15 protein-coding genes and 1 tRNA gene are annotated in these 16,065 nt (G+C 59.7%); 9 read left to right on the forward strand and 7 right to left on the reverse strand.

Features of this window, described 5'->3' with window-relative positions; all coding sequences use genetic code 11:
* Positions 1-479 precede the first annotated feature (479 nt).
* From cyoA to alaC, 6 genes are all read left to right on the forward strand, one after another.
* Positions 480-1,415 carry a ubiquinol oxidase subunit II gene (gene cyoA / locus QMX89_RS08620; protein ID WP_049861864.1) on the forward strand — a complete coding sequence of 312 codons (936 nt, stop codon included), beginning with the start codon at positions 480-482 and terminating at the stop codon, positions 1,413-1,415.
* 3 nt (positions 1,416-1,418) lie between these two features.
* On the forward strand, positions 1,419-3,434 hold the full coding sequence (gene cyoB / locus QMX89_RS08625; protein ID WP_282347818.1) for a cytochrome o ubiquinol oxidase subunit I: 2,016 nt from the start codon (positions 1,419-1,421) through the stop codon (positions 3,432-3,434).
* A 3-nt stretch (positions 3,435-3,437) separates the two neighbouring features.
* Positions 3,438-4,067, forward strand: coding sequence for a cytochrome o ubiquinol oxidase subunit III (locus QMX89_RS08630; protein WP_282347819.1), 630 nt, complete (start codon positions 3,438-3,440; stop codon positions 4,065-4,067).
* Positions 4,068-4,400: a cytochrome o ubiquinol oxidase subunit IV gene (gene cyoD, locus QMX89_RS08635; protein ID WP_049861867.1), complete on the forward strand. Its 333-nt coding sequence runs from the start codon at positions 4,068-4,070 to the stop codon at positions 4,398-4,400.
* 10 nt (positions 4,401-4,410) lie between these two features.
* Positions 4,411-5,298: a heme o synthase gene (gene cyoE, locus QMX89_RS08640; protein WP_282347820.1), complete on the forward strand. Its 888-nt coding sequence runs from the start codon at positions 4,411-4,413 to the stop codon at positions 5,296-5,298.
* 324 nt (positions 5,299-5,622) lie between these two features.
* Positions 5,623-6,831 carry an alanine transaminase gene (gene alaC / locus QMX89_RS08645; RefSeq protein WP_049861869.1) on the forward strand — a complete coding sequence of 403 codons (1,209 nt, stop codon included), beginning with the start codon at positions 5,623-5,625 and terminating at the stop codon, positions 6,829-6,831.
* Here the strand turns inward: alaC and QMX89_RS08650 are convergent.
* Positions 6,828-7,475 (reverse strand): DJ-1/PfpI family protein, encoded by a 648-nt coding sequence (locus QMX89_RS08650; RefSeq protein ID WP_056844973.1) that lies wholly within the window; start codon positions 7,473-7,475, stop codon positions 6,828-6,830. The genes alaC and QMX89_RS08650 overlap by 4 nt on opposite strands.
* 314 nt (positions 7,476-7,789) lie before the next feature.
* Between QMX89_RS08650 and QMX89_RS08655 the strand changes: the two genes are divergently transcribed.
* Positions 7,790-8,575, forward strand: a complete 786-nt coding sequence (locus QMX89_RS08655) for a substrate-binding domain-containing protein (RefSeq protein WP_049861871.1) — start codon at positions 7,790-7,792, stop codon at positions 8,573-8,575.
* 26 nt (positions 8,576-8,601) lie between these two features.
* Here QMX89_RS08655 and QMX89_RS08660 read toward each other — a convergent pair whose 3' ends face one another.
* Both QMX89_RS08660 and QMX89_RS08665 read right to left on the reverse strand, forming a co-directional pair.
* Entirely contained in the window at positions 8,602-9,516 is a 915-nt protein-coding gene (locus QMX89_RS08660; protein ID WP_349012256.1) for a class I SAM-dependent methyltransferase, read from the reverse strand.
* 90 nt (positions 9,517-9,606) lie between these two features.
* Positions 9,607-10,509, reverse strand: coding sequence for a LysR substrate-binding domain-containing protein (locus QMX89_RS08665; RefSeq protein WP_282347824.1), 903 nt, complete (start codon positions 10,507-10,509; stop codon positions 9,607-9,609).
* 124 nt (positions 10,510-10,633) lie between these two features.
* Between QMX89_RS08665 and QMX89_RS08670 the strand changes: the two genes are divergently transcribed.
* Entirely contained in the window at positions 10,634-11,410 is a 777-nt protein-coding gene (locus tag QMX89_RS08670) for a 2OG-Fe dioxygenase family protein (protein ID WP_122741417.1), read from the forward strand.
* A gap of 12 nt (positions 11,411-11,422) precedes the next feature.
* Positions 11,423-12,040: a LysE family translocator gene (locus QMX89_RS08675; protein WP_056844975.1), complete on the forward strand. Its 618-nt coding sequence runs from the start codon at positions 11,423-11,425 to the stop codon at positions 12,038-12,040.
* 47 nt (positions 12,041-12,087) lie between these two features.
* On the opposite strand, the gene QMX89_RS08680 is transcribed toward QMX89_RS08675, so the two are convergent.
* The 4 genes from QMX89_RS08680 to QMX89_RS08695 form a co-directional block, all read right to left on the reverse strand.
* Positions 12,088-13,641, reverse strand: a complete 1,554-nt coding sequence (locus QMX89_RS08680; RefSeq protein WP_122741418.1) for an alkaline phosphatase D family protein — start codon at positions 13,639-13,641, stop codon at positions 12,088-12,090.
* A gap of 58 nt (positions 13,642-13,699) precedes the next feature.
* Positions 13,700-14,905 carry an MFS transporter gene (locus tag QMX89_RS08685; RefSeq protein ID WP_282347829.1) on the reverse strand — a complete coding sequence of 402 codons (1,206 nt, stop codon included), beginning with the start codon at positions 14,903-14,905 and terminating at the stop codon, positions 13,700-13,702.
* A gap of 104 nt (positions 14,906-15,009) precedes the next feature.
* Positions 15,010-15,639 carry a LysE family translocator gene (locus QMX89_RS08690; RefSeq protein WP_282347830.1) on the reverse strand — a complete coding sequence of 210 codons (630 nt, stop codon included), beginning with the start codon at positions 15,637-15,639 and terminating at the stop codon, positions 15,010-15,012.
* A 297-nt stretch (positions 15,640-15,936) separates the two neighbouring features.
* Positions 15,937-16,021 (reverse strand) — tRNA-Leu (locus tag QMX89_RS08695).
* Positions 16,022-16,065: the final 44 nt, after the last annotated feature.

Consider the following 16,065-nt stretch of genomic DNA (forward strand, 5'->3'; position numbering starts at 1 on the left):
GATTTCGCGAAAGCCCCTAAAATACGGGCCTTCGCAAGGGTTTTCAGGGGTGCGACATCGTGTCGCAAGGCTTTGAAAGTGCGTCGGATTGTTGCATAATTTGGAAATACCTGTTGCTGGATTAGTCGTAGTCAATGGGTAAAGGGCTCACTACAATCGCGGAAATTTCAGCAGGTCAGTGCCTCAAAAAGGGCAGGTCGGTGGCGCTTTTGCACCATTGGCAGGCACTTTTCATACCGTTGGTACGGCTTGGCTGAACCCTTGAGTGGTCCGTGCACTCAAGGGAAAGAGTCTGCAATCCTCTGGGTTGCACAAGTCATGACAGCTGCACCGTTCCAGACCGGTCTTGTCACCCCGCAGCAACTGCGAGCCTGGCATGTCCGTATTCAATCCCGATATAAATGCTGGCGCTTGGCAGGTTGAAGTGTTGGCTACCAAAACACAATTGCATTGAAGCAAGCTGCTCTAGAGGTCGTGAGATGAGTAAAAAGCGTTACCCCAGACTGTTTGGCATACTGCCCTTTTTAGGCATGCTTTTTCTCGGCGGGTGCAAGTGGACCCTGATCGACTCGAAAGGGCAGGTGGGCATCGACGAACGCAACCTGATCTACATCGCCACCGGGCTGATGTTGCTGGTGGTGATCCCGGTCATCGTCATGGCGCTTGCGTTCGCCTGGAAGTACCGTGCCTCCAACAAGGAAGCCACCTACACGCCTGAATGGGCGCACTCCACAAAGATCGAACTGGTGGTGTGGGGCATCCCGCTGCTGATCATCATCGCGCTGGGCTACGTGACCTACGTGTCGACTCATCACCTGGATCCGTACCGTCCGCTGGATTCCGAGCACAAGCCGGTCACCATCCAGGTCGTTGCGATGGACTGGAAATGGTTGTTCATCTATCCGGAACAAGGCATTGCCACGGTCAACAAGATCGTCTTCCCGGCCAACGTACCGGTCAACTTCCGCATCACCTCCGACTCGGTCATGAACTCTTTCTTCATTCCGCAGCTGGGCGGCCAGATCTACGCAATGGCCGGCATGCAGACGCAGTTGCACCTGATCGCCAATGAAAACGGCGAGTTCGACGGCATCTCCGCGAACTACAGCGGTGCAGGCTTCACCGGCATGAAATTCAAAGCAGTCGCTACGACCCAGGCTGATTTCGATGCATGGGTCAGTGAAGTGAAGAGCGCGCCTAAGCAGCTCGATGCAGCTACCTACGAAGCGCTGGCCAAACCTAGCGAGAAAAATCCGGTCGAGCTGTATTCCTCGTACGTCCCGAACCTGTTCCAGACCATCATCGACAAGTATGAAGGCATGAACCCAGGTAAAGGCGTCAGCCACGAGGGGAAGCAAGCCTCGAACGAAGGGATGGACATGGGCAAGAATTCAGCTGCTGGGGCAGAGGAGTAAAAGATGTTCGGTAAACTTAGTCTGGAAGCGGTGCCCTTCCACGAGCCGATAGTGATGGTGACACTCGCCGTCGTTGCGGTGCTCGGGGCGGTGGTGTTCGGTCTGATCACCTACTACAAGAAGTGGACGTACCTGTGGACCGAGTGGTTCACGTCGGTCGACCACAAGAAAATCGGCGTGATGTACATCGCCGTTGCCATGGTCATGCTGCTGCGCGGCTTTGCCGACGCCATCATGATGCGCTCGCAGCTTGCGGTCGCCACGGGCGGTTCCACCGGCTTCCTGCCACCGGAACACTACGACCAGATCTTCACCGCTCACGGTGTGATCATGATCATCTTCATGGCCATGCCATTCATGATCGGTCTGATGAACATTGTCGTGCCGCTGCAGATCGGCGCTCGCGACGTGGCTTTCCCGTTCCTGAACTCGGTCAGCTTCTGGCTGTTCGTGGTCGGCGTGCTGCTGGTCAACATCTCTCTGGGTGTCGGCGAGTTCGCCAAGACCGGCTGGGTGGCGTATCCGCCGTTGGCGGGGTTGCAATACAGTCCGGGGGTAGGTGTCGACTACTACATCTGGGCACTGCAGATATCCGGCTTGGGTACCTTGCTCACAGGCGTCAACTTCATCGTCACCATCTTGAAGATGCGTGCGCCTGGCATGACTTTGATGAAAATGCCGGTGTTCACCTGGAACTGCCTGTGCACCGCGGTCCTGATCGCTGCTTCGTTCCCGATCCTCACCGCTGTTCTGTTCATGCTGACCCTTGACCGCTACTTGGGCTTCCACTTCTTCACCAACGAGCTTGGTGGGAACCCGATGATGTATGTCAACTTGTTCTGGGCCTGGGGCCACCCCGAGGTTTACATCCTGATCCTGCCGGCCTTCGGTGTGTTCTCGGAAGTAACCTCGACGTTCTGTAAAAAGCGTCTGTTCGGCTACGTCTCCCTGGTATGGGCAACGATCGCCATTACCGTGCTGTCGTTCGTGGTCTGGCTGCACCACTTCTTCACCATGGGTTCGGGGGCCAACGTCAACGCCTTCTTCGGCATCATGACAATGGTCATCGCGATTCCGACCGGTGTGAAGATCTTCACCTGGCTGTTCACCATGTACCGTGGCCGCATCGAGTTCACCACTCCGATGTTGTGGACCATCGGCTTCATCGTGACCTTCAGCATCGGCGGCATGACTGGCGTACTGCTGGCGGTACCGGGCGCTGACTTCGTCCTGCACAACAGCCTGTTCCTGATCGCTCACTTCCACAACGTGATCATCGGTGGTGCGGTATTCGGTTACCTGGCCGGCTTCGCCTTCTGGTTCCCGAAAGCGTTTGGCTTCAAGCTCAACGAGCGTCTGGGCAAGTACTCGTTCTGGTGCTGGCTGGTCGGTTTCTACCTGGCGTTCATGCCGTTGTACGTGCTGGGCTTCATGGGCATGACCCGTCGCCTGAACCATACAGACAACCCAGAGTGGACGCCTTGGCTGTACGTGGCTTTCGTCGGTGCACTGTTCGTCGCCGCCGGTATCTTCTTCCAGCTGCTGCAACTCTATGTATCGATCCGCGATCGTCACAAGAATCAGGACGTTTCGGGCGACCCATGGGATGGCCGTACCTTGGAGTGGTCGACTTCGTCGCCACCACCGTTCTACAACTTCGCCGAGCAGCCAGTGGTTTCCGACCTGGACGCTTACTGGGGCATGAAAGAGCGTGGTGAAGCCACTGCCAACGCCGCGGACTACAAGCAGATTCACATGCCGCGCAACACCGGTATGGGCGTGCTGATGTCGTTCTTCGGTCTGATCCTGGGCTTCGCCGCCATCTGGCACATCTGGTGGGCGGCTGCGATCGGCCTGGCCGGCATGGTCATCACCCTGATCGTGCGCAGCTATGACGACGACATCGACTACTACGTACCGGCTGAAGAAGTCGCTCGTATCGAAGGTGAACGCATGGCTCGCCTGGCAAACGCTGCACGAGTTGATTCTCGTCTGAACTCCACGGTGGAGAAGGCTTAAACAATGTCTAACGCAACCTTAAACGCGGAAGTGGCTCACCAACACGAGCACGGTCACGACGATCACGATCATCACGATTCCGGGGGCATGACTGTCTTTGGTTTCTGGATCTACCTGATGACCGACTGCATCCTGTTCGCGTCGATCTTCGCCGCCTACGCAGTACTGGTTAACAACGTCGCCGGTGGCCCGTCGGGCCACGACATCTTCGAGCTGCCCTTCGTGGCAGCCGAGACTGCACTGCTGCTGTTCAGCTCCATCACGTATGGCTTCGCCATGCTGGCGCTGCACAGCAACGACAAAGGCGGCGTGATGAAGTGGTTGTTCGTCACGTTCCTGCTGGGTGCAGGCTTCATCGCGATGGAGATCTACGAGTTCCACAAGCTGATCGAAGAGGGCTTCGGCCCGCAGCGCAGCGGCTTTCTGACCGGGTTCTTCACCCTGGTCGGAACCCACGGCCTGCACGTGACCAGCGGCTTGATCTGGATGGCGGTGCTGATCGCCCAGATCAAATCCAAAGGCCTGACCGCAACCAACAACACGCGCATGAGCTGCCTGAGCCTGTTCTGGCACTTCCTGGACGTGGTCTGGATCTGCGTGTTCACCGTCGTCTATCTGATGGGAGCTCTGTAAATGGCAAACCCTCATACCACTTCGGCCGGTAGCAGCCACGGTAGCTACAAGTCGTACATGATCGGTTTCGTGCTGTCGGTCATCCTGACCGCGATTCCGTTCGGTCTGGTGATGTTCCCGACGCTGTCCAAGGAAGCCACGCTGTGGATCGTGCTGATCTTCGCGGTGGTCCAGGTGCTGGTTCACCTGGTTTACTTCCTGCACCTGGACCGCACGTCCGAACAGCGCTGGAACGTGATCGCCTTCGTCTTCTCGGCGTTGATCATCGCGTTCCTGGTCGGTCTGTCGCTGTGGATCATGTTCAGCATCCATCACTTCATGATGGCGAAGTAAGGAACCCGGCATGTCCGTTAAGCACTTTATCCAAATCACCAAACCGGGGATCATTTTCGGTAACGTGCTTTCCGTGGCAGGTGGGTTCTTCCTGGCCTCTCAAGGGCATGTCGACATTGGGCTGTTTCTGGCTACAGTGATCGGTACATCGCTGGTGGTGGCATCGGGCTGTGCATTCAACAACTGCATCGACCGCGACATCGACGTGAAGATGGAACGCACCAAGAACCGCGCATTGGTCCAGGGGCAGATTTCGGTGAAGGTCGCATTGATCTTCGCCACACTGCTCGGGGTCGCCGGGATGGTCATGCTGTACGCCTTGGCCAACCCTCTGGCGGCGTTGTGCGGTCTGATCGGCTTCGTGATCTATGTAGGGTTCTATAGCCTCTACCTGAAGCGCAAGTCGGTGCATGGTACGTTGGTCGGCAGTCTGTCCGGTGCCATGCCTCCGGTGATCGGTTACGTGGCAGTCAGCAACAGCTTCGATCTGGCGGCGTTGACGTTGCTGGTGATGTTCAGCCTGTGGCAGATGCCTCATTCGTATGCCATCGCGATCTTCCGCTTCAATGATTATCTGGCAGCTTCGATTCCAGTGTTGCCGGTGAAGCGCGGAATCGTGGTGGCCAAGAAGCACATCCTGCTCTACATCCTGGCTTTCCTGCTGGCGACGCTGATGCTGACCTTGGGTGGCTATGCCGGGATGAGCTATCTGGCAGTGGCGGCGGCCATGGGCATGTATTGGTTGTATATGGCCTGGACGGGCTACAAGGCGGTTGATGATCGAGTCTGGGCGCGCAAGCTGTTCGTGTTCTCGATCTTCACCATCACTGCCTTGAGCGTGATGATGTCGCTGGATTTCAAGGTGCCTAGTGAGTTGCTGCTGACTTACGCGCCCTGATTTTGCTGCAGCGATAAAAAAGCCCCGAATCGAATAGATCCGGGGCTTTTTTTTGGGCAGAGGTTGGGTCCGTGGTGCGGCCTTCGCGGGCAGAGCCCGCTCCCACAGGGACTTTCGTGGAACCGGGCTCTGCCCGCAAGGGCCGTACCCCAGACCCGGCCCTCATCTGTGGGAGCGGGGCGGGCGGCGAGCCCTCTGCCCGCGAAGGGCGCACCGCATATTCCGCTTTACAGCCCCGCATCGGCCCGATTATCGTTCGACCTGGCCACCGCAGTGGCCAACGTCGCTCGGACGGTTCCGGGCGCTTACGTCTCCGAGGAAATCATGGCCGAACCTGTTCGCCCGCGCCGCTTTGCGCGCATCGATCGTCTCCCCCCTTATGTGTTCAACATCACTGCCGAATTGAAGATGGCTGCGCGTCGGCGCGGCGAAGACATCATCGACCTGAGCATGGGTAATCCCGACGGCGCCACGCCGCCCCACATCGTCGACAAACTGGTGACCGTTGCCCAGCGCGAAGACACCCACGGCTACTCCACTTCCCGTGGCATCCCGCGGCTGCGTCGGGCGATCTCGCGCTGGTACAAAGACCGCTATCAGGTCGATATCGACCCTGAAGACGAAGCCATCGTCACCATTGGTTCGAAGGAGGGCCTGGCCCACCTGATGCTGGCGACCCTCGACCAGGGCGATACCGTTCTGGTGCCCAACCCCAGCTACCCTATTCACATCTACGGTGCAGTGATCGCCGGTGCCCAGGTACGCTCGGTGCCGCTGGTGCCCGGTGTGGATTTCTTCAACGAGCTGGAACGGGCGATCCGCGAGTCCATTCCCAAGCCGAAGATGATGATCCTGGGCTTTCCTTCCAACCCGACCGCGCAATGCGTGGAACTGGATTTCTTCGAGCGGGTGGTAGCACTCGCCAAGCGCTACGACGTTTTGGTGGTGCACGACCTGGCCTACGCCGACATCGTCTACGACGGCTGGAAGGCGCCTTCGATCATGCAGGTACCGGGCGCCAAGGACATCGCCGTCGAGTTCTTCACGCTGTCCAAAAGTTACAACATGGCAGGATGGCGAATCGGCTTCATGGTCGGCAATCCCGAGCTGGTCAACGCTCTGGCCCGGATCAAGAGCTATCACGACTACGGCACGTTCACACCCCTGCAGGTGGCGGCCATCGCCGCACTCGAAGGCGATCAGCAGTGTGTGAAAGACATCGCCGAACAGTACCGCCAGCGTCGCAACGTGCTGGTCAAAGGTCTTCACGAGCTGGGTTGGATGGTGGAAACCCCCAAGGCTTCGATGTACGTCTGGGCGAAGATTCCCGAGGACTACGCCCATCTTGGTTCGCTCGAATTCGCCAAGAAGCTGTTGGCCGAAGCCAAGGTCTGCGTCTCGCCTGGCATCGGGTTCGGTGACTATGGCGATGATCACGTGCGCTTTGCCCTGATCGAAAACCAGGATCGCATACGCCAGGCCGTACGTGGCATCCGCCAGATGTTCCGGGCCGACAAGGCGGATCGTTCCTAGCCTGGCAGGTCGCGCCACTCGTACTGCATCTGGCGCGCGGTGATGCGCGCTGCGTCACCGCCCAGCAGCCTCGCCACCAGATGCAGGCTCATGTCGATACCGGCGGAGATCCCGGCACTGGTGACCAGGCTGCCGGCGTCGACATAGGGTACATTTTCCTGCACGTCCAGGTCCGGGTAGCCTTCACGGAGTTCCTGGATGTCGGCCCAATGGGTGGTCACGCTGTGTCCTTGCAGCAGGCCAGCCTTGGCCAGAATCAACGCCCCGCTGCACACCGACGTCAGCAAGCCTGTCGACGATGCCATCCGGCGCACCCAAGCCAGGGTCTGCGGATCATTTACGGGCTGATCGATCACACCACCCGGCACTATCAGAACGTCGCAAGGTAGTTCGTCATCGAACTGCGCATCGGGCTGCACCCGCAGGTCGTAGCGCGCAGTAAGCAGCTCGCGACTGGCCGCGACTGTGCTGACGAGAAACGGTGGATGAGCACTGAGGCCGTCGCGCAAGGCGATGCGCGTGGCGACACTGAACACCTCGTAAGGTCCTGCGAAGTCGAGGATTTCGATACCGGGATACAGCAGGATGACCACCTGCAAGGGGCGGTCGAAAATCTGCAGTTCGGGGGGCAGGGCGTTGGGCATACGTTCACTCCAGTCTGGAGCAGGCATGATCGGTCCGGAGCTTGCGTGGGTAAATGACAGTTACCCCACAGATCCTGCCAATGCATCGTGCGACGCATTGCCGTAATGAGCGCTCGACTGTCCGGAGAAATTGTTTCGCCAAGTTGCAGTTGCCCGAGAACACCTTTTTAAATGGCAACCTGATCCTGGCTTTTGGCCGATTACGCGTAAACTGATCATTCCTCGCGAGGCGGTTGACCTTCACTGCACTCGTTCGCTTCGCCTCTGGCCAGTCATCGGCCAGGCTTCATCTTCAGTTTCAGGATCATATTGTCATGACCAAACGGCTCACCAGCGCTCTGCTGGCTTGTGTATTACTCGGCTCCAGCGCCGCCCACGCGCAGAAAGCGCCCCCACCGGTTCAGCTGTCGTTGCTCGGCTCCGGTGGTGTGGTCAGCGCCATGCAGACCATCGTCGTCGAATATGAAAAGGCCACTGGGGTCAAAGTCACCGTGTTGCCTTCGCCCGCCATCGGCGACAACCCCATGGCGATCTCCAGTCGACTGGAGCGCGGCGAGCGTGCGGACTTGGTGCTTACCGAAGACGCGGCCCTGAACAAACTCATTCAATTGGGTGAAGTGCAGCGCGAGCCACGGGTGGATGTTGGCAAGTCGTTCATTGCCATGGCGGTACGCCAGGGCGAGGCCAAGCCTGACATCGGCAGTGTCGACGCCTTTCGCAAGACGTTGCTTGACGCCCGTTCGCTGGCCTATTCCAACAGTACCAGTGGCCTGTACCTGTCGCATCTGTTGTTCCCGCGCATGAAGCTCACCGAGCAGCTTCGCGATAAAAGCAGCCTGGTCGACAACGAACCGGTGGGGGCGGCCGTCGCTCGGGGCGATGTGCAATTGGGGTTCCAGCAATTGAGCGAGCTCAAGGCGGTACCGGGTATCGACATCGTCGGTCTGATTCCCGATGCGGTGCAGAAGATGACGCTGTATTCAGGTGGCGTTACGCGTACCAGCGCTCACCCTGAAGAGGCCGCGGCGCTGCTGCAGTACTTGAGCACCCCGGCGGCCCGGCTGGCAATTGAGGAAAGCGGGCTGACGCCGGTGCACTGACCGGCCCCGGCCGCTCGCTATGGGCGCTAGAGAAACCTGACAGTGTGAAAGGCCACCGTGTTGTAGGGCACGGTGATTTCCTGTTTGTCCTTGAGATCCGGATGTGTGGCGATGATTTCGCGCACTTTCTGGAAAATCGGTTCCTGCTGCTCTGGGGCAAGGGCAGAAATGAAGCTGATCGAGCGTACCCGGTTGAGGATGACGTCCTCTGGCGTACCGGTGTACGTATGGGTGAACCGCTTTTCCACTAAGGGCGTGAATCCGCTGTGAGGGAATGATTCCCGCCATTTCTGGGTATAGAACCGTGGGCTGTCTCCGGCCACATCGCTCACGATGTCCGCGATCTGGCGCACCCAGTCGTGGCTGGTGTCGCGCAGGTTCCAGATCATCCCCAAGCGTCCTCTGGGTTTCAGCACGCGGTAGATTTCCGCCATGCTGGCAGCATTGGCGAACCAATGGAAGGAGTGAGCGCAGACCACGGCGTCCACCGACCCACTTTTGAGGGGGATTTCCTCGGCAGCTCCTTCGAGGACCTTCACGTAGGGGTTGTCGGCCCAGTTGTGTTCCAGCTGTGCACGCATCGCCGCAACAGGCTCGACGGCGAACACTTCGGCGCCGGCCTCGAGCAGTCGCGGAATGAACTTGCCGGTGCCTGACCCCAGGTCGAGTACCGTTGTGTGGGGTGGGTCCCATTTGCTGTGCGGCTTGATCTGAATCGTCTCGCGCAACCAGTTGTCGAGCTCCTTTGGGTAGTCCGGACGGCCCTTGTCGAAGGCGTCGGCCCCCTGCAGGTAGCCCTTTGCAGCCGTCGATGGAAGGATGCCCTGGAGCTTTTCGGTCAAGTTCTTGATTTGCAGAATATCGCCTAGGTTTTTCACGTTCGCCCCTCGCACGCTTGCTGGCGCTGTCGTAGTCGCCAGGCTGATGGAACAGCGGAACACCCAACCAGCCTCGGTGGGCGTTATAAGACAAAGCGTAGCGCAAGGTGGACGAGGCGGTGGTTAATTCCTGCTGCACCAGACGAGGCCGGATCAGAGGGGGGTGGCAGACGTGCCTTCAAGCCCTTGGGCCACCGATGCCTGCGCCTGGAGCTCCAGCCACTGACGAAAAACCCTGCATTTCCGGCTTTCTTCGGTCGACCGCGCCGACAGCAGGAAATACCCGGACCCGTCGCGTACAAAGCCGAAGGGTGCGACCAGTTGGCCCGAGGCGAGCTCTTCTTCCACCATCATCATCGACGCCATGCTCACGCCCAGGCCTGCAGTGGCCGCCTGAAGGCACAAGTAGAAGTGCTCGTAATCGATGGTCGTGACATCGCAGGCCACTTTCTGCACCAGACGCAACCACTGCTCCCAGGCCGCGGGTCGTGTTCGGCTGCGAAGCAGGTGCACGCCGCTCAATCGTCCGGCCGGCCCTGCCAGGCTGGGCGCGCACACCGGGCCCACCCATTCCGGACACAGTGCGCTGCTGTGCACGGTGTCATCCCAGTGGAAATCATCGCGTCGGATGGCCAGGTCTGCGCTACACCGAGAGAAATCGATCGGTCCGCCCGCTGCCAGCAATTGAATCTGGATGTCCGGATGCGCCTTGTTGAAGGCGGGCAGGCGTGGAATCAGCCATTTCATTGCGATGGTCGGCTCGCAGGACAACACCAGAATGTCTTCGCCGGCTTTCTGCTGTACCTGACGAACCGCCTGTTCCAGCTGCTCGAACATCGGTTGGGTCACCTCATGCAGCAGACGTCCGGCATGGTTGAGAAACACCGCACGGTTGCGTCGCTCGAAGAGCTCTACGCCCAATGCATCTTCAAGCGAGCGAATCTGGCGGCTCACAGCGCCATGAGTGACGTGCAGTTGCTCTGCGGCCTTGATGAAACTCTGCGTTTGCGCGGCAGCGTTGAAAAAACGGAAGGAAGCGAGGGGCGGGAGGCTCATACGGGCAACGAAATCTCACAGGTTTCGATGACTATAAATCGTTTTTTTCAGCCCAGGCAAAACTCCATGATGGCGCTCGTTGCCGAGGATTCTGGCGACCTGACTAATAAAATGGAGAAAATCCATGGACAATATTCATAAGCGTGCAGTGCCCATTGGCAATCTTGCTCCCCAGCTTTATACGCCACTGATCGCCGAAGTCTGCGATACCGTAAACCGCAATGGGTTTGTTTTTCTGCAACCGCCCATGGTCGCAGCCTTGCTGAACAGTGCCGTACCCGGCTTCGTCCAGGGCTGGGAAGACTTCCGGCTCTCATGGGGTCATCTGGACCAGGACGCGTTCATGGGCGACGGTGGTACCTATCGCTTCCGCCGTTACGCCACCTTCTTCACCGAGCAGGGCAGTCGCCACTGGCAGCCCAGTCCTCACCAACCGCATTACCAGACCACTGTGCACAACCCACTCAATGGCGGCATTGTCCGGCACTTTGCCCCGATCCCGACCGAGCTCTGCGAAGGCCTGGTTTTTTCGGCGGTGATGGATCTGTGTTGCGCCTGCTTCAACGTGCTGGCGCCACACTGCGCATGGCATATCGAAGTTCATCAGTTCCGCATCGATGCGTCCGCGGGCGCCGCCTCTCCCACGCCCGAAGGTGTGCACCGGGACGGCGTCGACTTTGTATTCATGCTGATGGTCAACAGGGTCAATGTCGTGGAGGGCGAAACGTCCATCTACGATAACGACCAGCGGCTGCTGGCCAGGCATTCGATGATCCATGAACTGGAGGCTGCGCTGCTCAATGACGCACAGGTCCGGCACGGTGTCAGCGCCATCATCCCGATACACCCCGATCGACCTGCCCACCGCGATGTACTGGTCGTTACTTTCAAGAAACGCTGACGGAATGTGGTCATGAACGAATTACTGGCAGTAGCCCTGATTACCGTATTGGCTGTCATCAGCCCAGGCCCCGACTTCGCCATGGTCACGCGCAACAGTTATGCCTATGGGCGGCGCAGTGGACTGATCGCGGCATTGGGCATTGCCTGCGGTGTACAGGTGCATGTTTTCTACACCGTGTTCGGTATTGCCGTGATCATCACGCAATCGCCCCTGTTGTTCATGGCCATGAAATGGCTGGGTGCCGGTTATCTCATTTACCTTGGGCTGCGCTCATTGCTCAACACGTCAAAGTTGGCGCTGGATACCGTCGAGGGTGCGACACCGTCTCTGTGGAGCGCTTTCCGAATGGGCTTTTTCACCAATGCGCTCAATCCCAAGACGATGCTGTTCGTGGTGGCGACCTACAGTCAGGTCGTGCAGGCAGGCAGTTCGATGACGACGAACTTTGCGTACGGTCTGTTCATGTCGTTCTCGCACTGGGTGTGGTTCAGCATCGTGGCGCTGTTCTTTTCGTCCGGGCCATTGCGGCGGCGGATGCTGGAGAAACAACGCCTCGTCGATCGCGTGATCGGCACCGCGCTCATCGGGTTGGGCGCGAGCCTGGTGCTGCCGGGCCTTGTTGGCTGAGCCATCGCACCGCAAGCCGTCTGCCATGGCGCTTGCGGTGCAACCGATCAGGCCGGCTGCAGTTTCTTTTCGAACACCACCACGCCGTCCAGGTCGCGCAGTTGCACAGTCATTTCCCCGCTTAAGCCCTCGATCTGCACTTCGCCGAAAAACTGGAAGCCCGCGAACGGCGAAGTGTTCTGCGCAGGCGGCGCTTTCTGGAAAACCACTTGCGGACCGAACGTGGCATCGAGCGGGTTGGGCCCGAAGCTGCCGGCATTCAACGGTCCGGCGACGAACTCCCAGAAGGGCTCGAAGTCCTGAAACGCAGCGCGGTCGGGGTGGTAGTGGTGGGCTGCGCAGTAATGCACATCGGCCGTGAGCCAGACGGTGTTGGCGATTTTTTGCTGGCGCAGAAAACCCAGCAGCTCGGCGATTTCCAGCTCGCGACCCTTGGCAGCGCCGTCATCGCCGTTGGCGATCGCCTCCCAGCGGCCAACGCCTGGGCTGACTTCTCCATCTGGAACACCCAGGCCGATGGGCATGTCGGCGGCGATGACTTTCCACTGCGCCTGCGATCCCTTGAGCCCGGACTTGAGCCAGTCCAGTTGCGCCTGCCCGAGAAACGCCGTGCGGGCTTCGGGTGTGGGCGCCAGGTTGTCATCATTGCCGCTGCGGTAGCTGCGCATGTCCAACACGAAAATGTCCAGCATCGGCCCGTAGCTGAGCTTGCGGTAAATACGCCCGCCGTTGTCGGCCCGCTGCAGGCGCATGGGGGCGTATTCGAGCCATGCCTGGCGGGCGTTGCCCACCAGATGGCGAATGTCGCGGTTCTGGTAACGCTCGTCGAGCTGCTTGCTGGGCGACCAGTTGTTGGTCACCTCGTGGTCGTCCCATTGCCAGATCTGCGGCACCTCGGCGTTGAACCGGCGCACGTTTTCATCCATCAGGTTGTAGCGGTAGTTGCCGCGGTACTCATCCAGAGTCTCGGCCACCTTGCTCTTGGCTTCGGTGGTGATGTTGCGCCACACGCGGCCGTTTTCCGTGGTCACCGTGGCCGGCACCGGCCCGTCGGCGTAAATGGTGTCGCCGCTGTGGATGAAGAAATCCGGCAAGCGCAGGCGCATGGCTTCGTAGATACGCATGCCGCCAATATCCGGATTGATGCCAAAGCCCTGGCCCACGGTGTCGCCGCTCCACACGAAACGGATATCACGACGCTGCGAAGGCTCGCTGCGCAGATGACCGAACCACGGCTCGCTGCTGACGCCGGTCTGCGCGTCCTCGAACTGCACCCGATAGAAGATCGCCTGATCCACCGGCAAGCCATTGAGCTCGACCCGTGCGGTAAAGTCGGTGCCGGCGTCGGCCAATGGCGAGACCAGTCGGCGCGGATTAGTGAACATGCTGCGCGTATCCCACTCCACCACCATTCGCGCCGGGCGGTCGCACCGGCTCCAGACCATTGCCTTGTCGCCCAACAGGTCGCCCGACTGTACGCCGTCGGTGAGTTGTGGCCGGTCCTTGACCGAAGCGATCACCGCCGGCGCCAGCCCCGGCAGCAGAAAACCCGCACCCACGGCCTGGACGAGACGACGGCGCTTGAGGTCGAACATGCTCATGACATAGCCCTGTGAAAGAGAAAGGGCTATGTAAGCGTGGGGATGTGACAGGGGCGTGTCAGCCAGGAACGATCGTCTCGCTCGCCGAACTTGCCTGCAGCGTGCGCAAGCCTGTCAGCACGGCGGTGAGCATCAGCAAGCCGGCGCCGATGGCAACGCCGAATCCGGCACGGGTGCCGAAGTGGTCGATGACCAGGCCGGCAGTCGCGCCGCCCATTGCAATGCCGACACTGACGCCTGTACTCAACCAGGTCAGCCCTTCGGTGATCTTTCCGGGCGGCAGGATTTTCGTGCCGATGTTCATCACCACGATCAGCGTCGGCGCGAACGACATGCCGGTGATGAACAGCAAGCCGGTGAGCCAGTACACATTGGGCGCAAAGATCGGCAGCGTGGTCGCCACGGCGGTAAATACCGCGCCGATCAGCAATTGGGTTTCGAACGGTAGCCCACTTCTGACCGCTCCGAAGGTGATCCCGGCGACCATCGACCCAGCTGCGAAGCCTGCCAGGACAAAGCTGGCTGCGGCCGCCCAGCCGGCCTCCTTGGCAAAAGCGACCACCGCCACGTCGACCGACCCGCCGAGCACGCCCAGCGCCAGCATCGCCACGACGATGATCCGCAAGGCCGGAATGCGCAGGGGGGAGCTGGAGTGGCCTTTGACGGCCGGTATCGGCGGTGGCTCGGTTTCGTGCTGGCGGAGAAAGGCGACAACGCCGACGGCCAAAAGCACGGCGGCCACCAAAGGTCCGGCTTGAGGAAACAGGCCGCTACTCAATGCGATGGACAGCGGCGGGCCGACGATGAAGGTGAATTCCACCAGCACCGTATCCAGGGAATACGCGGCGTGCAGCTGCGGCTTTCCGCGAAACAGATAGGCCCAGCGCGCGCGGATCATCGCCCCGAAACTGGGAAGCACACCTGCCATGGCTGCCAGCACGAACAGCACCGGAAGCGGCGCATGCCAGTACACGGCACCGATCAAGGCCAGCAGCATGCCAATGCTGAACGCCGCGATCGGCGCCAGCACCTTGCGCTGGCCGCGCTGATCCACCAGCTTCGAGATCTTGGGCCCGAGTATGGCGCTAGTCAGGGTATAAGTGCCCGCTACCGCCCCTGCGACCCAGTAGCGGCCCGTTTCCTGTGCGAGCATGGCAATCAGACCCAGCCCGACCATGGCTTGCGGAAGCCTGGCCATCGAGCCGGCCACGATCAGCGCCACGACGCCTGGGGTTGCGAAGAATGTACGGTAGGCATTGCTCATGTGAAGGGCGGAACTCCGTGTTCGCGAGGGTGGATCAGGCAGGGGCTTTTATAGTGCCAGTAGGTTGAACCTGATACCTGTTTTGCTGAGAGGTTGAGGGAAGATCATAGGGGGCGCTCAAGAAATAACAGTCGTGCGGCCAGTGCCGTCATCATGCCCGCGAAGCCATAGCTGCCCCACCTTCTCAATGCCGGACCGCCATTCAACCGTTTGCGCAGCGTTGCGGCACAAAGGGCGAGCACGCAGTGAAAAACCAGGGCAATCAAGGCGAGCAGCATGCCCAGCAGCGAGAGCTGGACGACTACGCTTGCGTTGCCGACCGTGACGAATTGCGGCAGGAACACCATGAAGAACAGCAGGGCCTTGGGGTTCAACAAGCTATTGAGCGTGGCGCGAATGAATACCTTGCGGGTCGAGCCCAGCGGACGTGGGGCAGCGCTTTGAGCCGTTGGCGCCGTCAACGCTTGCCAAGCCATCCACAACAGATAGCACGCACCCGCCAACCGCAACAAGTCGAAAGCAGGAGCCCAACTCATGACGACAGCACCCATGCCTGCGCTGACCAGCAGCGTCATGATCAAATCCGCCAGCGAAATGCCCAGCGCAGCCGCCACCCCGGTTCGCCAGCCGTGGGCAAGGGCGTGGCTGGTGACGAACGCCATGTTCGGTCCGGGGACGATCAGCAGCAATGCCGCGGCAATGACGAACAGGTAGAGGTTGGCTGCATCCGGCATGACGACTGCTCCTTTGAGTTGACTCCAAGGGTAGGCGCATCAGGTGAGCGGCGGGAGGTACAGTTCAAGAGAAGGTGGGGGCAACAGTCGATTTTGCTGCAGAGGTCGCCAAGGCTGCGAACGACACGGTGCCTTTTGAGCCATGTATCGAATGCTTGGGTACCATTGGATAGGTGACGGTGAACGGATACGGCGTCGGCAGCGCTGGGTTGTTCATGGCCAGCGGCCGCTCCTGAGCAGGAAGGATGCCGAATCGCAGGCGAAAAAAAAGACCTTCGCGAAGGTCTTTTTCTGATTTGGTGCCCCGAGGGAGACTCGAACTCCCACTCCTTTCGAAAACGGATTTTGAATCCGCCGCGTCTACCAATTCCGCCATCAGGGCTTACAGGCGGCGAAGTATAGAGACGACTCGACCACTGGTCAATC

This window comes from Pseudomonas sp. PS01301, from assembly GCF_029960215.1.
Taxonomy (GTDB): domain Bacteria; phylum Pseudomonadota; class Gammaproteobacteria; order Pseudomonadales; family Pseudomonadaceae; genus Aquipseudomonas; species Aquipseudomonas coleopterorum.

Excerpts from the sequence above, each read along its gene's own strand:
- cyoA (WP_049861864.1), top strand. The coding sequence starts at position 480 with ATGAGTAAAAAGCGTTACCCCAGACTGTTTGGCATACTGCCCTTTTTA.
- cyoB (WP_282347818.1), top strand. The coding sequence starts at position 1,419 with ATGTTCGGTAAACTTAGTCTGGAAGCGGTGCCCTTCCACGAGCCGATA.
- QMX89_RS08630 (WP_282347819.1), top strand. The coding sequence starts at position 3,438 with ATGTCTAACGCAACCTTAAACGCGGAAGTGGCTCACCAACACGAGCAC.
- cyoD (WP_049861867.1), top strand. The coding sequence starts at position 4,068 with ATGGCAAACCCTCATACCACTTCGGCCGGTAGCAGCCACGGTAGCTAC.
- cyoE (WP_282347820.1), top strand. The coding sequence starts at position 4,411 with ATGTCCGTTAAGCACTTTATCCAAATCACCAAACCGGGGATCATTTTC.
- alaC (WP_049861869.1), top strand. The coding sequence starts at position 5,623 with ATGGCCGAACCTGTTCGCCCGCGCCGCTTTGCGCGCATCGATCGTCTC.
- QMX89_RS08650 (WP_056844973.1), bottom strand. The coding sequence starts at position 7,475 with ATGCCCAACGCCCTGCCCCCCGAACTGCAGATTTTCGACCGCCCCTTG.
- QMX89_RS08655 (WP_049861871.1), top strand. The coding sequence starts at position 7,790 with ATGACCAAACGGCTCACCAGCGCTCTGCTGGCTTGTGTATTACTCGGC.
- QMX89_RS08665 (WP_282347824.1), bottom strand. The coding sequence starts at position 10,509 with ATGAGCCTCCCGCCCCTCGCTTCCTTCCGTTTTTTCAACGCTGCCGCG.
- QMX89_RS08670 (WP_122741417.1), top strand. The coding sequence starts at position 10,634 with ATGGACAATATTCATAAGCGTGCAGTGCCCATTGGCAATCTTGCTCCC.
- QMX89_RS08675 (WP_056844975.1), top strand. The coding sequence starts at position 11,423 with ATGAACGAATTACTGGCAGTAGCCCTGATTACCGTATTGGCTGTCATC.
- QMX89_RS08680 (WP_122741418.1), bottom strand. The coding sequence starts at position 13,641 with ATGAGCATGTTCGACCTCAAGCGCCGTCGTCTCGTCCAGGCCGTGGGT.
- QMX89_RS08685 (WP_282347829.1), bottom strand. The coding sequence starts at position 14,905 with ATGAGCAATGCCTACCGTACATTCTTCGCAACCCCAGGCGTCGTGGCG.
- QMX89_RS08690 (WP_282347830.1), bottom strand. The coding sequence starts at position 15,639 with ATGCCGGATGCAGCCAACCTCTACCTGTTCGTCATTGCCGCGGCATTG.